Origin of the sequence: Brucella sp. NBRC 12950, assembly GCF_030268145.1 — a bacterium.
Taxonomy (GTDB): Bacteria; Pseudomonadota; Alphaproteobacteria; order Rhizobiales; family Rhizobiaceae; genus Brucella.
Genome location: NZ_BSQC01000005.1, coordinates 287227 through 301083, shown reverse-complemented (window position 1 = coordinate 301083; position 13857 = coordinate 287227). Strand labels below are relative to the sequence as shown.

Below are 13857 nucleotides of genomic sequence, written 5' to 3'. Positions count from 1 at the left end.
ACTAACCATCCTCCTTATGCAACAAAAAGGAGACACCAAAAAATGTCGCAATAATTACAGGAACCCATGCTGCAACGAATGGAGGAACGAATCCTGCATTGCCGAATGCCTTCACCAGTACCGAAACGACATAAAGCATGAAGCCGGCGACAACGCCACCCAGAATCATCGCTCCGGACTGACCAAACCGCACAAATTTCAGGGACACTGTTGCAGCAATGAGAGTCATGGCCATCAGCAATGCAGGCAATGCCAGAAGTGACTGGTATTGCATGTCAAATGCGTTTGCTGAATAACCGAAAGAACGCGCAACTTCGATCTTGTGACGCAGCTGCGTGAATGGAATTGTATCAGGGGAGGCGAGCTTTTCTTCCACATATTCCGGACGCAACTGCGTAGGAATATTGACGCTCTCCAGTTTGCGCGGTTCCTCACCACGCGAAAATCTCGTTACGTCCGTTAATTCCCAATGACCATCCATGAGTTTCGCGGTGCGAGCATCATAGCGATCTTTGATTTTCTTCTTATCATCAAACTGAATGAAGATAGCGTCGGCAAGCGTTGCTCCGCGATCAAGGATGCTCTTGGCGCCGATGATGGTTTCGCCATCGTCGGTCTTTTGGCGAAGCCAAGGATCACGAAGCGCAGAAACATCGGTTACCTTGCCGCTCTTCCAGGTCGAAGCGATCTCGTCAGCTTTGGAAAAGCCATAGGCCGCAAACGGATTGAGAATGAAGATGGTGGCGAGGCCAAACAGCAATGCTCCGAAACATGCCGGAAGCAGAAACTGCCAAGCCGAAACGCCAACGGAACGCGCGACAACCAACTCATATTTGCGATTAAGCGAGATGAGTGTCGCCATTGCAGAGAAGAGCGCGACGAACGGAATCATCTGCTGCATGATGAATGGAACGCGCATCGCAGAGATACCTAGCGCAGCCCATACCGTGTAACCAGGCAGATTAGCGAGTTTGCTGGCGTTCTCGGTAAAGTCGAGCAAAAGTGCCAAAGCAAAGATACCGAGCAGAAAATACAGTGTAATCTGCACATATCGCATGAAAAAGTAACGACCGAGAGTCCAGCCAATCATGCTCGTCCCCCCGTATCTTTGCGGGATCGCCCAAGTAGACGATCTGAAGTAGCTGTTATATTTCGTTTCAATCGGTCGTAGCTATCAAGTATCCGATCATTCCACTTGTCTGGGAGCCCGACACGCCGTCCTGTTAACAGAGCAAAGCCGGTGACAAGCATTACACCAATCGGCACAAGATACATCATGACGATATATGTCTCGTCCTTATCAGCCCGGTCGGCCGAGAAATAACCCGCCCAGTAAACCAGAAGTGCCGTGCTGATCGCGGAGAAAGAAGCGGATACGCGCGCTTCACGATGTGAGCGGGAGTCGCCAGCAAAAGCGAGGGCGATCAGAGCAAAAACAACAGGATACAGCCATTCGGTCAAGCGGCGGTGCAGCTCAGCCTTGTAGCGCAGAGGGCGCGTCTGCAAGATCGGGTCGTTCGGATCCGGATTCAGCAAATAAGTAAGCGGCCGATCTTTCGCATAGATCACAAAATCGTCGCCAGCTGACGTGAATTGGCTCAGATCGAAGGCATAGGAGTTGAACTTGATAATCGAAACCGTGCCGTCTGAAACATCGCGGCGCTGGACTTCACCATCCTTCATCAGCAGCATGTCACCTGCGGGCGTGCTCGCGATGTTGCCATCAGCTGCATAGTAAATCAGATCAAGCGTTGGATCGCGAGAATCTGCAATAAACAGGCCGCCGATGCTGCCATCACCACGGCGCTCGGCGATCTGAATATAGAGATTGTCCGCAAGTTTGCGGAAGCTACCTTCCTGAACAACCACATTCAGCAAATCAGCGCTGGCATTGGCGATCATAGCGCGCATGTTCATGCGCGCATAAGGGTCGACATAGTTAGCGACGAGAAAGGAAACGACAGAGATAATCGCTGCGAGCATGAGTATCGGACGCATTACCGCGCTGCGAGGCGCGCCGGATGCATTGATGACAACGAGCTCGGAATCCTGGTTCATTGTCGAAAGCGTCTGCGTAATTGCAATGATCAACGCAAAAGGCATGACAAGAGGAATTGCGGACGGAATCAGCAGCGAACTGAACTGAATGATTGTCTGAATTGATTGACCGCTTGTTGTGAGAAAGTCGACACGCTGCAGTACCTGCACAGTCCACGTAATGCCCACTGCGGCGCCCAACACCGCAAAGAACATAATCGCCACGCGGCGGAGGATGTACAACTCAATCAATTTCATAGGTGGAGTTTACATCCCGGTTCCGTTGAAGGAGCCTGTCCCTAAAGAAACAACGCTCGTAAATGAATATTCAGTCTAACTGCACTTGGCTAAAATTAGCCGAACAAATTTGGTTAACAGATTACTAAAGATTTTCAGCCGAAGCTAGCGCTCGCTTCTCTAAAGGGAGAGCGTGGCTGGTTGCAACCTGTTTTTGCTGAACATAGGTGGATACGGAAACGGAGCTTGGCAAGTTGTCACCGAAGTTAACGCAAAACTGATTTTCATGATGCGGCGGACTTGCCGTTTCGCCATATTCGTCTCACATGAGTAGGGAAAAGTCGCGACACAATCGTGTCATCTCATTGTCTGGTCTTTGTTTGGAGTTGTTATGTCGAAACGTCCTTCCATTTCTTTCAGTGAATTTTCAGCACCGCAAAAAGGCGTAAGCATTGTTCTGGTCGCCAAGGGCGGCGGCTTCGCAGAAGAAGCAGGCCACGCGGCAGGCGGAGCCGAAAAAATCACTCGAATCGCCGAAATTGCAGGCTTTACAGGCGCTTTGGGCAAGACTGCAGAAGCGATTGACACCTCGGAAGGCGGCGTAGACAAGATCGTTCTGGTTGGCGTCGGCGAACCCGGCGAACTTGGTAATGATGATTGGATTAAGATCGGCGGCGCAGCTTTTTCGCGAATCGGTAAGGCCGAACGCGCGACCCTAACGCTGGCTCTGCCTGAAACGACGATTGCGGGTGATGAAGCAGGCGACGTTGCTCTGGGTATGATTCTTCGCTCATACGAGTTCAATCGCTACAAGACCCGCAAGAGCGAAGAAAACGCCGAGCCGAAACACGCAGCGAAAATTCATATTCAGACGGCAGATGTTCACAGTGCCAAAAGAGCGCTTGAAGTTGCCGAGGCTGTGGCCGACGGGGTCCTGAAGGCGCGTGACCTCGTTAACGAGCCTGCCAATATTCTTGGCCCTGTAGAATTTGCAGAAGAAGCCGAAAAGCTTGAAAAGCTCGGCGTCAAGGTTGAAGTTCTCGGCGAAAAAGAAATGAAGAAGCTCGGTATGGGCTCGCTTCTGGGTGTTTCACAGGGCTCGGTTCGTCCACCGCGTCTGGTCATCATGGAATGGCAGGGTGCCAAGTCCAAGGAGAAGCCGGTTGCCTTCGTGGGCAAGGGCGTTGTTTTCGATACCGGCGGCATCTCGATCAAGCCTGCTGCTGGTATGGAAGAAATGAAAGGCGACATGGGTGGTGCTGCAGCCGTTACCGGTTTGATGCGCGCTCTTGCTGGTCGCAAGGCGAAGGTCAATGCTATCGGCGTGATCGGTCTTGTTGAGAATATGCCGGATGGCAATGCTCAGCGTCCGGGTGATATCGTTACATCGATGTCTGGCCAGACAATCGAAGTGATCAACACCGATGCTGAAGGCCGCCTCGTGCTGGCAGATGCACTCTACTACACAATTGATCGTTTCAAGCCGCAGTTCATGATCAATCTCGCCACCTTGACCGGCGCGATCATGGTTGCACTCGGCACGCATCATGCTGGTCTATTCTCGAACGATGACGAGCTTGCTGATCAGCTTTATGAAGCAGGTCAGGCAACTGGTGAAAAGCTGTGGCGTATGCCGCTCGGCAAGGAATACGACAAGATGATCGATTCCAAGTTTGCCGATATGAAGAACAGCTCAGGCCGCTATGCAGGCTCGATCACCGCGGCGCAGTTCCTCAAGCGTTTCGTGGGCGATACGCCATGGGCGCATCTCGATGTGGCCGGAACAGCTATGGGATCGCCAACAAACGAGTATAGCCAATCGTGGGCTTCGGGTTACGGCGTTCGCCTTCTCGACCGACTTGTCCGCGATAATTTCGAAAGCTGAATTCGATTCAAGAACAATATGTTGGGGCGAGAAGGTGAATCACTTTCTTCGCCCCCATCAATAATTTAAAGAGAGCGCATGGCTGAAATTCTCTTTTACCACCTGACAGAATCGACACTGGATGAAGCCCTGCCGGGGCTTGTAGAACGCTCCCTCGGGCGCGGTTGGCGTGTGACGATTCAGGCCGTGAGTGATGAAAGACGGGATGCGCTCGATAGTCTGCTTTGGACATTCTCTGACACATCCTTCGTGGCCCACGGCACCGACAAGGAACCGCACCCTGAACAACAGCCGGTGCTACTGACAACCTCGGAAGCCAATCCAAACGGAGCAACGGTTCGCTTTCTCGTGGAAGGTGCTGCATTGGAACAAGCGGGCGACTACGAGCGACTTGTTGTCATGTTTGACGGGCATGATCAGGATCAGCTCGAACATGCTCGCGCGCAGTGGAAAGCCTTCAAGACGGAGAACCACGATTTGACCTACTGGCAACAGACACCAGATCGTCGTTGGGAGCGCAAAGCCTGATGCGTGCAATTTTCGTTGCGATGATTATTGCGGGTTTTGGTCTCGCCCTTGGTTATCCCTGGTATGTGCGCCACTTCACTGGTGACGAGATTGGCCGTTGGCCAATTCTGGAAAGCCGTCAGGGTCGCTTCATCACACAGGAAATCAAGCTTGAGGCGAGCGACGCGCCGGTGCGTATTTTCCTCGATGCAGTGCCGCTGCCTGGCTATGTGCCTGCCGAGCGCCGCTCGGCCGTAACGCTGGCCGTTAGCCGGAATGGAGTTCCCGTTCTGTCGCAAGGTCTGGATTTTGCTTTGACCAGTAGCTCTATCAACACAGATCGCCCGCAGGATGGCAGCGTGTTGCGCCAGAGTGCAGGAGATATTGATCCGGTTTTATCCGGCACTTATGCTTTCCGCGCCGTTCAGGGCAATACGGATGGTCTACAACTCTCCAAAGTCGAACTGGTTCTGAGGCGAGGGGCTGAAGAAGCTGATGAGACCTACACCACGATTGGCCTCATCATTGGCGTGCTCGGCGTTTATGCGCTTATGCGGACGCGCATTCGCCGCCCGCAAGTTTAATCAGCCATTGCCTCTTCATATTCGGAAGACATTTCAAGCCATTTGTCTTCCGCATCGGCAAGCGCTGATTTTGCCTCACTCATCTCTTTATTGATCCGGATCGCTTTCTGCGGTTCCTTCTCATAAAGAGCGGGGTCTTCCAGCTGCGATGTGAAACCGTGAATCTGTTTCTGCAGTTTCTGCATCAAGCTCTCGGTTTCCTTGATCTTTTTGAGCAGGGGGGCCAGTGTTTCGCGCTTCTGGGCTGCAAGTTTACGCTGTTCCGCCTTATTGACCTTCGGGCCTTCTTCGCGCTCTGAAGCCTGTTCACCCTTGGCATCGGCGAGAACAATCTGGCGGTATTCGTCCAGATCGCCATCAAATGCTTTTACGCCACCCTCACGCACCAGCCATAGCCGTTCCATGGTCGCTTCGATCAGGTGACGATCATGCGCGATCAGAATAACGGCGCCGTTGAAGGCGTTGAGAGCGTGAACCAGCTCCTCACGGCTATCAATATCAAGGTGGTTGGTCGGTTCGTCGAGGATCAGCAGGTTTGGGCCATGGAAAGTCGCAAGGCCCATTAGCAGGCGTGCCTTTTCACCACCTGAAAGATCCTTGGCGGGCGTCAGCATTTTCTCAGTCGAAAGCCCCATCTGGGCAACGCGTGCACGAACTTTGGCTTCCGGTTCAAGCGGCATCAGCTTGCGCACATGCTCAATCGCGTTGTCTTCCGGTATCAGATCATCCATCTGATGCTGGGCAAAGAACGCTACTTTCAGATTGGGCGAAAGCGTGAGATTGCCTTTTTCAGGCTGCAACCGTCCGGCAATCAGCTTGGCAAGCGTCGACTTACCATTACCGTTGGAGCCGAGCAGCGCAATGCGATCATCATTGTCGATGCGCAGCGTGACGTTTCGCAACACAGGCTTACCTGGCACATAGCCGACATCGGCATGGTCAAGCGCGATGATCGGCGAGGCGGCTTTCTTTTCCGCGTCAGGGAAGCGGAACGGCTGCACATTGCTTTCGACGTAAAGGTCTATCGGTTTCAGCTTCTCCAGCGCCTTCATACGCGATTGCGCCTGTCTGGCCTTCGACGCCTTGGCACGGAAGCGTTCCACGAAAGCTTCCATGTGTTTGCGATGTGCTTCCTGTTTCACATGGGCTTTTTGCTGAAGCTCCAGCATTTCATGACGTTGCCGCTCGAACTGATCATAGTTGCCACGCCAGAAGCTGATTTTCTTCTGATCAAGATGCATGATTGATGACGTGGCAGAATTCAGCAGATCGCGATCATGGCTGATGATGATGACGGTATGCGGATAGCGCTTCACATAATCAACAAGCCACAACACGCCTTCAAGATCGAGATAGTTGGTCGGTTCATCGAGCAACAGCAAATCCGGCTCAGCAAAAAGCACTGCTGCGAGTGCCACGCGCATACGCCAGCCGCCCGAGAAAGCGGATGCAGGGCGGCGTTGTGCTTCTGTGTTGAAACCGAGACCGGACAGGATCGCGCCCGCGCGTGATTCCGCCGAATGCGCATTGATATCGGCCAGTCGGGTATGAATTTCAGCAATGCGATGCGGATTGGTCGCTGTTTCAGCTTCTTCGAGAAGTGCTGTTCGTTCCTTATCCGCCTTCATGACGATTTCTATCAGCGCATCTTCCGTGCCGGGAGCTTCCTGAGCCACCTGACCAATGCGTGTGTTCTTCGGCAGAGAAATGCTGCCGGTCTCGGAAGCCATATCACCGGTAATCACGCGGAAAAGCGTGGATTTTCCAGTGCCGTTGCGGCCAACAAAACCCGTCTTCGATCCCGCAGGCAGTGTGACACTGGCGTGGTCGATCAGAAGGCGTCCGGCGATGCGTACAGAGATATCGTCAAGAATAAGCATGGTGAGAAGGCTTTTGCACGGCTTGAGAAATTTCCGCAAGTATCATCTGAACCAATATCAGGCGAAGCGGCGTCCTGCTTCAGTGCGCTGAAACTGAATGAGATCAAGTGACGGCGCATCCGCGCTCAAACGCGTGAGTGCTGAATGAATTTGCCCGCGATGGTGCGTCTGATGATTAAAGAGATGAGCGAGTGCTGGCGCGACGCGTTGGCTGATGGTGCGCACATTGGTTGCCGTCATATAGGTGAAGCGTCCTGCGAGCTGTGCGGCATTCATGCTTTCAACATAGTTGCAGATACGTTCGTCTTCTGCCTTCCTCATATCCCGTAGCTTGATGAAATCGTCGGTTATGATGGCATCAAGCTGGTTGGGGTGATCACCTTCGCCGGTGAAGCGCTTCATCCAGATGCGATCCGTCACCAGAAGATGATTGAAAGTACGATGGATCGAGCCGAAGAAAAGGCCAAGGTCGAGCCTGTAATCCACATCGCTCAGATCGGCCGCTGCGGAATAGAGCAGTTCATTGGCCCAGCGATTATAATAGGCGAACATTTGAAAGTGCTGTTCCATCTTTCCCCCGCATGTGAATCGAATTTACACATCTATGCAGTCAATTTTCTGCCGTCTCAAGATGATAAGAGGCAAGGCTGAGGGGCTACCCCTTGGCAATTGAGGCTATCAACGCTATAGAGCCTCACTTTTCAAATTTTCCATCAAACAAGGTGTCATAATGGCAATCGAACGTACCTTCTCCATGATCAAGCCTGATGCGACCCGCCGCAACCTGACCGGTGCTATCACCGCTAAGCTCGAAGAAGCTGGTCTGCGCGTTGTCGCTTCCAAGCGCGTGTGGATGAGCCTGCGTGAAGCTGAAGGCTTCTACGCTGTTCACAAGGAACGCCCTTTCTTTGGCGAACTGACTGAATTCATGTCTTCCGGCCCAACCATCGTTCAGGTTCTCGAAGGCGAAAACGCAATTGCCAAGAACCGTGAAGTCATGGGCGCAACCAACCCTGCAAACGCAGACGCTGGTACGATCCGCAAGGAATTCGCTCTGTCGATCGGCGAAAACTCGGTTCACGGTTCGGACGCTCCTGAAACAGCTGCTGAAGAAATCGCTTACTGGTTCTCGGGCACTGAAATCGTCGGCTAATTGCTGATAGATGAATTGAAAAAGCCCGGTCTCGCGACCGGGCTTTTTTATTTAAGCATTGAGGCTATCAAAGGCTTTGTGCAAGCCTTGCCAACTCGTCACCACCTTCATCGATCAGGACGAGTTTTCCAGAATCCATTTTGTATGAACGCGTTTTGCCAAGCACATCGAGGAATTTGCGTTCCTGATTCATCAGCGCAGGCGGGCATTGCATATAGGTGGAGCCGATCTCGGCGAATGAAATATTGCTGCCCGAGATCGTCGCCTTGCTCATGAAGCGGTTGCAGCCACCCGAGCCGCTGACAGTGCCGTTTGAATCAACTAGAAGGGTGGTCTGGGCAGTATCGACTACGCCGCCGCCTTGAATATCTTCCGCGAGCCAATCCTTGCCTTCAATACCAATAGCAACCGATTCATCCGCGCTTTTACGAACCATCACGACTTTAAGTTCAATTGGTTCCTGAGGATTCTTCGGGTCAACTGTGTAACGTTCGTCGGTTACAAACCAAAGCGTATCACCTGCAACAATGCGCGCCTGAAGGGCATAGGTGTGTTGCGGCTCGATCTCATCAGTATCGAAATTGATTGCAAAAGGGATTGGCGATCCCTGCGGTGCTTCTATCCGCGTTTCTCCGATGGTCTTGGATGGCGCATCGGCAAGAGAGACATCAGTGAGCTGCACAACAAGGTGCGCTTCTGGTGGGAGAGCGATGCGCTCGCGATAAACAACCTTACCGCTGATTGTCTTGTCAGCGGCAATACTGGCAGTCGGCATGGACGTCGTAAAAAACATGGCAGCACCGCCGAGCACGCCAATGCCCGCAGTGAGCGCTGCCACGATTGAAAGAGTTTTCGTCAGTCCTTTTAGCATCGCCAAATCCGAAACTTCCGTTCCCCGCATTTGTTGTCATGTGCTTTTGAGCGGCGCTAACAATCTGTCGATTGGTTCATTGGCCCAAGCTCAATGGCATCAAGATTCATGAGGCAGACAATAAACGCCGCTTCATGTGAAAATTGTGGCAGCGCGGTAACACGCTATCCAAAATACCCTATATTCTAGTGGCTTAAATAGTTAATTCGCCATTAAATAGCGCGAGCGAAATTCTTTCCAATGTAAAAAAGAATTTCATCTGCGACAACTTGCCCAAAAGAAGAAGCGTTCAGTGCTTCTGCCAGCGTTCTCGACTTTGGTCGTCTTCAGCCTTTGATTCGACCCAACTGCCGGTGCCGCCGTCAATCAAATGCTCGCGTTTCCAGAACGGTGCCCCAGTTTTCATGAAGTCCATCAGGAATGACGCGGCTTCAAAAGCGGCCTGACGATGAGCTGATGCCGTGACGACCAGGACAATGTTTTCGCCTGGTTTAACAAGACCATAACGATGGATGATGGAAATGCCCGATAAAGGCCAGCGGCTGATTGCTTCATCGACAATACGACGAATCTCTGCTTCCGCCATGCCGGGATAGTGTTCCAGTTCAAGCGCGGAAAGTTTGCCGCCTTCATCACGACAAAGGCCGGTAAACGTAACGATCGCACCAATATCCTTGCGGCCTTCGCCAAGCTTGCGGATTTCTTCAGCAACGTCGAAATTCTCGGAGCGCACGCTCACAAAAAGCGGGCATGTGGCTTGCCTGGACATTTCAACCACCCGTCATGGGTGGGAAAAGCGCTACTTCATTGCCGTCTTTGACGAGTTCGTCATGTTCGGCATGTTCCTGATTGATGGCCGCACGAATGACTGTCTCATGCTCGAAGGCAGCTTCATACTCTTCGCCGAGGTTTTTGAGGTGAGAGATGAGCTCCCCAACACTGATGGTCTCGGAAGGAAGTTCGATAACCTCTTCTCCCTTGCCGATCTTCTCACGCACCCAGGCGAAATAGACGAGATTTACGCGCATAGTTTTAGTCCATGACGTGTTTGAGGCCAGCGCGGAAATAATCCCAACCGGTGTAAAGCGTCAGGATCGCAGAAATCCACAGCAGGCCAATGCCCATTTCAGTCGTATATGGTAGGACTTTGTCCCCGGCAGGGCCAGCAAGAAGGAATGCAAGTGCTACCATCTGTGCAGTGGTCTTCCACTTTGCCAGCTGAGAAACCGGAACGCTAACCTTCAGCTCAGCGAGATACTCGCGCAGGCCAGATACCAGAATTTCACGGCAAAGAATGATGATGGCTGCCCAGAGCGTCCATCCAGCAATTGTTCCATCGGCTGCAAGCAACAGCAGGCAAGCGGAAACAAGAAGTTTGTCAGCAATCGGATCAAGCATACGGCCGATCGTTGATGTCTGCTGCCAGATACGAGCCAAATAGCCATCGAAGAAATCTGTGATGCTGGCGATGGCGAAAATTGCAAGCGCCGTCCAGCGAGACGTGTCACTGGATTGCAGACGTCCCTCCACGAAGAAGCACAAAACGACAAGCGGAACGGCGATAATCCGTCCGTAAGTCAGAATGTTAGGCAAGGAGAGAGTGTGATTTTTCCGCATAGCACCGCCGCATTCGTTATGAGAGCACATCAACAGGGATGACAAAGAAAATCAACACCTGCGGACGTGTTCTACCGGGACGTAATGACGCCTGTGGAAGATTAGCTGCCCAAACCCGGACAAAATTACGTCAACGGTCGTGAAAATGATCGTGAATGGTCTTCGCCATGGCTTCAGAGATGCCATCAATCTGCATCAGATCTTCAACTGCAGCACGAGATACGGCTTTCGCGGTTCCGAAGTGATGCAAAAGTGCTCGCTTTCTTGAGGGACCGATTCCCGAAATCTCATCCAGCGGATTGGCGACCATTTCCTTCTTGCGACGCGCACGATGCGTGCCGATGGCAAAACGGTGCGCTTCGTCGCGCATACGCTGAACGAAATAAAGAACGGGATCGCGTGGGGGGAGTGTGAAAGGTGGTTTGCCCTCGATAAAGAAGCGTTCGCGCCCAGCTTCGCGGTCAACGCCCTTGGCAATGCCAATGGCTGTCACAAGATGGCTTATGCCAAGTTCGCCCAAAATCTGGCGCACGGCTCCAACCTGTCCCTGACCGCCGTCGATTAGAATGAGGTCGGGCCAGGCAGGGAAAGCATCGTTGATGGCTTCCGAGCTTTCCGTATCAATTACTGGCTCCGGCGCAGCATGTTCTTTAACCAGTCGCGAGAATCGGCGCTCGATCACTTCGCGCATCATGCCAAAGTCATCGCCGGGCGTGATGTCGGTCGATTTAATATTGAACTTGCGATACTGATTCTTGACGAAGCCTTCAGGGCCAGCAACGATCATGCCGCCGACTGCATTCGTACCCATGATATGCGAGTTATCGTAAACTTCGACACGGCGTGGCGCGTTGGGCAAACCGAATGCCTCGGCCATTCCTTTGAGCAGTCTTGCCTGCGAGGATGTTTCTGCCAGACGACGTCCCAGCGCTTCGCGGGCATTGGTCAGGGCGTGGTTGACCAACTCCACCTTTTCGCCGCGTTGTGGAACATTCACCTGCACGCGATGTCCCGCGCGCGATGAAAGCGCTTCAGCGAGAAGCGACTGATCTTCGACTTCTTCTGAAAGAAGAACGAGCTTCGGGCAGGGCTTGTCATCATAAAATTGCGACAGGAACGCGCCGAGAACTTCCGCTGCTCCAAGCGAGCTGTCAGCTTTCGGAAAATAGGCGCGATTGCCCCAATTCTGACCGGTACGGAAGAAGAAGACCTGAATACAGGTCATGCCGCCTTCCTGATGAATTGCGAAGACGTCGGCTTCTTCAACCGTCTGCGGGTTGATGCCCTGATGCGATTGCACATGCGAAAGTGCGGCAAGACGATCACGATAGACCGCCGCGTGTTCAAAATCGAGATCGGCGGACGCCGCCTGCATGGCCGCTGCCAGATGATCCTTCACCCTCTGGCTCTTGCCGGAAAGGAAGGCCTTGGCCTCACTGACAAGCTCTGCATAATCCTCGTCGCTGACTTCATGCGTACAAGGGCCGGAACAGCGCTTGATTTGATAAAGCAGGCAGGGACGGGTGCGCGTTTCAAAAACTGAATCCGTGCAGGTGCGCAGCAGGAACGCGCGCTGAAGCGCATTGATCGTGCGACCAACGGCACCCGCAGAAGCAAAAGGGCCGAAATACTCGCCTTTGCGCGAGCGTGCACCACGATGCTTGAAAATGCCGGGCGCGCGATGTCCGCCACTCAGCAGAATATAAGGAAACGATTTGTCGTCACGCAGCAGAACGTTAAAGCGTGGGCGCAAGCGTTTGATAAGATTCGCTTCCAGCAGCAGCGCTTCGGTCTCTGTACGCGTAACAACGAATTCCATCGTCGCCGTTTCGCCGATCATACGCGTGATACGGTTGGAATGTCCGATGCCGCGCGCATAGTTAGAGACGCGTTTCTTAAGGCTGCGGGCTTTGCCGACATAAAGCACGTCACCATCGCTATTGAACATGCGGTAGACGCCGGGATTATTTGGCAAACGCTTGACGAAAGCATTGATAATGTCTGCGCCGCTTAAGCCTTTTGTATCTGGCAGACCATCTGACGAATCCCACTGAATGGAATCGGCCGCCGAGGCAACAGCAGGCGTTTCCTCAATAGCATCATCGTCGTCATCGTTCTCTGCATCGCCCATGATAATGCCCGCCACATCCTGCTCATCATCCGATGGCAGGCGTGAAATAGGATCATCATTGGGTTTGCGTGGTCCAGTCATTCTTTTATTCCTGCTATATCCGGCGTTTCCCATGCCAGATGCTGACCGCCATCAAGCGCAATCATCTGGCCAGTTACGGAACGGCTTTCCCAGAAATAGCGAATAGTGCGTCCAAATTCGGACAAATCAGGTGCGCGCTGCAATGGCAGATGGCTCACCTGTAATTCAAAGTCACTTATATCCTGACGCTCGCTGGGCAGCGTGGGGCCGGGAGCAATGGCATTGACACGAATACGTGGTGCAAGTGCCTGCGCAAGCGTACGCGTCGCATTCCAGAGCGCCGTCTTCGACAACGTATATGAAAAGAAGTGCGGGTTCAGCTTCCAGACACGCTGGTCGATGACATTCACAATGAGACCGTCTTCACCTTCCGGCAGAGCCTTGGCCAATTCTTCAGCAAGGATCACCGGTGTTTTCAGATGAATCGCAAAATGGCGATCCCAAAGCTGCATATCAAGATTGCCGATGCGATCGTCTTCAAACAATGAAGCATTGTTGACCAGCAAACGAATCGGTCCCAATTGCGCTTCTGCCTGTTGCAACAAGCCACGAACATCATTTTCATTCGCCAGATCAGCCTGCACGACACCGGCTTTTCCGCCGTTAGCCACGATTTTGGCCGCCAGTGCCTGACCTTCCGCAACTGAGCGGTTACAATGGATAGCTACCGGAAAGCCATGTGCTGCCAGATCTTCGACAATGGCTTTTCCTATGCGTCTTGCGCCTCCCGTCACCAGAACAGGGCAATTTGCAAGCAGGTTGGTTTCCGGATTTTCCAACAGGGTAAACACTTTCTTATCGTGATTCATCGCTTCGATTCATGCCATTTTGCCGGAAAAAATACAGCTAAAAATAGGGGGGATGCCGATTACTG

General features: G+C 52.7%; 14 protein-coding genes. 4 read left to right on the top strand and 10 right to left on the bottom strand.

Features of this window, described 5'->3' with window-relative positions:
• Nucleotide 1 precedes the first annotated feature (1 nt).
• Both lptG and lptF read right to left on the bottom strand, forming a co-directional pair.
• Nucleotides 2-1090 carry an LPS export ABC transporter permease LptG gene (gene lptG / locus QSJ70_RS10990; RefSeq protein WP_285536340.1) on the bottom strand — a complete coding sequence of 363 codons (1089 nt, stop codon included), beginning with the start codon at nt 1088-1090 and terminating at the stop codon, nt 2-4.
• The gene (gene lptF / locus QSJ70_RS10985) at nt 1087-2295 is read right to left on the bottom strand and encodes an LPS export ABC transporter permease LptF (RefSeq protein ID WP_113159079.1); all 1209 of its coding nucleotides are present in this window, start codon (nt 2293-2295) and stop codon (nt 1087-1089) included. The genes lptG and lptF overlap by 4 nt, the downstream gene beginning before the upstream one ends.
• Nucleotides 2296-2665: 370 nt before the next feature.
• Between lptF and QSJ70_RS10980 the strand changes: the two genes are divergently transcribed.
• The 3 genes from QSJ70_RS10980 (at nt 2666) to bspB (ending at nt 5250) form a co-directional block, all read left to right on the top strand.
• On the top strand, nt 2666-4159 hold the full coding sequence (locus tag QSJ70_RS10980; protein WP_285536334.1) for a leucyl aminopeptidase: 1494 nt from the start codon (nt 2666-2668) through the stop codon (nt 4157-4159).
• Between the two features lie 78 nt (nt 4160-4237).
• Nucleotides 4238-4687, top strand: coding sequence for a DNA polymerase III subunit chi (locus tag QSJ70_RS10975; protein WP_285536332.1), 450 nt, complete (start codon nt 4238-4240; stop codon nt 4685-4687).
• On the top strand, nt 4687-5250 hold the full coding sequence (bspB, locus tag QSJ70_RS10970; protein ID WP_285536330.1) for a type IV secretion system effector BspB: 564 nt from the start codon (nt 4687-4689) through the stop codon (nt 5248-5250). The genes QSJ70_RS10975 and bspB overlap by 1 nt, the downstream gene beginning before the upstream one ends.
• Here bspB and QSJ70_RS10965 read toward each other — a convergent pair.
• Nucleotides 5247-7130, bottom strand: a complete 1884-nt coding sequence (locus QSJ70_RS10965) for an ABC-F family ATP-binding cassette domain-containing protein (RefSeq protein ID WP_285536328.1) — start codon at nt 7128-7130, stop codon at nt 5247-5249. The genes bspB and QSJ70_RS10965 overlap by 4 nt on opposite strands.
• 57 nt (nt 7131-7187) lie before the next feature.
• On the bottom strand, nt 7188-7700 hold the full coding sequence (locus QSJ70_RS10960) for a DinB family protein (protein WP_007874340.1): 513 nt from the start codon (nt 7698-7700) through the stop codon (nt 7188-7190).
• Between the two features lie 160 nt (nt 7701-7860).
• On the opposite strand from QSJ70_RS10960, the gene ndk reads away from it, so the two are divergent.
• Nucleotides 7861-8283 (top strand): nucleoside-diphosphate kinase, encoded by a 423-nt coding sequence (ndk, locus tag QSJ70_RS10955; protein WP_007874342.1) that lies wholly within the window; start codon nt 7861-7863, stop codon nt 8281-8283.
• A gap of 67 nt (nt 8284-8350) precedes the next feature.
• Here ndk and QSJ70_RS10950 read toward each other — a convergent pair whose 3' ends face one another.
• The 6 genes from QSJ70_RS10950 to QSJ70_RS10925 form a co-directional block, all read right to left on the bottom strand.
• Nucleotides 8351-9154, bottom strand: coding sequence for a YbaY family lipoprotein (locus QSJ70_RS10950; RefSeq protein WP_007874349.1), 804 nt, complete (start codon nt 9152-9154; stop codon nt 8351-8353).
• Nucleotides 9155-9443: 289 nt separating this feature from the next.
• Nucleotides 9444-9923, bottom strand: a complete 480-nt coding sequence (locus QSJ70_RS10945; RefSeq protein ID WP_285536320.1) for a molybdenum cofactor biosynthesis protein MoaE — start codon at nt 9921-9923, stop codon at nt 9444-9446.
• 1 nt (nt 9924) lies between these two features.
• The gene (gene moaD / locus QSJ70_RS10940; protein WP_285536318.1) at nt 9925-10182 is read right to left on the bottom strand and encodes a molybdopterin converting factor subunit 1; all 258 of its coding nucleotides are present in this window, start codon (nt 10180-10182) and stop codon (nt 9925-9927) included.
• A 4-nt stretch (nt 10183-10186) separates the two neighbouring features.
• A complete protein-coding gene (pgsA, locus tag QSJ70_RS10935) occupies nt 10187-10771 on the bottom strand; it encodes a CDP-diacylglycerol--glycerol-3-phosphate 3-phosphatidyltransferase (RefSeq protein WP_007874352.1) in 585 nt (194 codons plus the stop codon).
• 130 nt (nt 10772-10901) lie between these two features.
• Entirely contained in the window at nt 10902-12983 is a 2082-nt protein-coding gene (gene uvrC, locus QSJ70_RS10930) for an excinuclease ABC subunit UvrC (RefSeq protein ID WP_285536316.1), read from the bottom strand.
• The gene (locus tag QSJ70_RS10925) at nt 12980-13792 is read right to left on the bottom strand and encodes an SDR family oxidoreductase (protein WP_113485091.1); all 813 of its coding nucleotides are present in this window, start codon (nt 13790-13792) and stop codon (nt 12980-12982) included. The genes uvrC and QSJ70_RS10925 overlap by 4 nt, the downstream gene beginning before the upstream one ends.
• Between the last annotated feature and the right edge of the window lie 65 nt (nt 13793-13857).

What these genes read in the sequence shown, in the direction of transcription:
- lptG (WP_285536340.1), bottom strand. Translation starts at nt 1,090, where the DNA reads ATGATTGGCTGGACTCTCGGTCGTTACTTTTTCATGCGATATGTGCAG.
- lptF (WP_113159079.1), bottom strand. Translation starts at nt 2,295, where the DNA reads ATGAAATTGATTGAGTTGTACATCCTCCGCCGCGTGGCGATTATGTTC.
- QSJ70_RS10980 (WP_285536334.1), top strand. Translation starts at nt 2,666, where the DNA reads ATGTCGAAACGTCCTTCCATTTCTTTCAGTGAATTTTCAGCACCGCAA.
- QSJ70_RS10975 (WP_285536332.1), top strand. Translation starts at nt 4,238, where the DNA reads ATGGCTGAAATTCTCTTTTACCACCTGACAGAATCGACACTGGATGAA.
- bspB (WP_285536330.1), top strand. Translation starts at nt 4,687, where the DNA reads ATGCGTGCAATTTTCGTTGCGATGATTATTGCGGGTTTTGGTCTCGCC.
- QSJ70_RS10965 (WP_285536328.1), bottom strand. Translation starts at nt 7,130, where the DNA reads ATGCTTATTCTTGACGATATCTCTGTACGCATCGCCGGACGCCTTCTG.
- QSJ70_RS10960 (WP_007874340.1), bottom strand. Translation starts at nt 7,700, where the DNA reads ATGGAACAGCACTTTCAAATGTTCGCCTATTATAATCGCTGGGCCAAT.
- ndk (WP_007874342.1), top strand. Translation starts at nt 7,861, where the DNA reads ATGGCAATCGAACGTACCTTCTCCATGATCAAGCCTGATGCGACCCGC.
- QSJ70_RS10950 (WP_007874349.1), bottom strand. Translation starts at nt 9,154, where the DNA reads ATGCTAAAAGGACTGACGAAAACTCTTTCAATCGTGGCAGCGCTCACT.
- QSJ70_RS10945 (WP_285536320.1), bottom strand. Translation starts at nt 9,923, where the DNA reads ATGTCCAGGCAAGCCACATGCCCGCTTTTTGTGAGCGTGCGCTCCGAG.
- moaD (WP_285536318.1), bottom strand. Translation starts at nt 10,182, where the DNA reads ATGCGCGTAAATCTCGTCTATTTCGCCTGGGTGCGTGAGAAGATCGGC.
- pgsA (WP_007874352.1), bottom strand. Translation starts at nt 10,771, where the DNA reads ATGCGGAAAAATCACACTCTCTCCTTGCCTAACATTCTGACTTACGGA.
- uvrC (WP_285536316.1), bottom strand. Translation starts at nt 12,983, where the DNA reads ATGACTGGACCACGCAAACCCAATGATGATCCTATTTCACGCCTGCCA.
- QSJ70_RS10925 (WP_113485091.1), bottom strand. Translation starts at nt 13,792, where the DNA reads ATGAATCACGATAAGAAAGTGTTTACCCTGTTGGAAAATCCGGAAACC.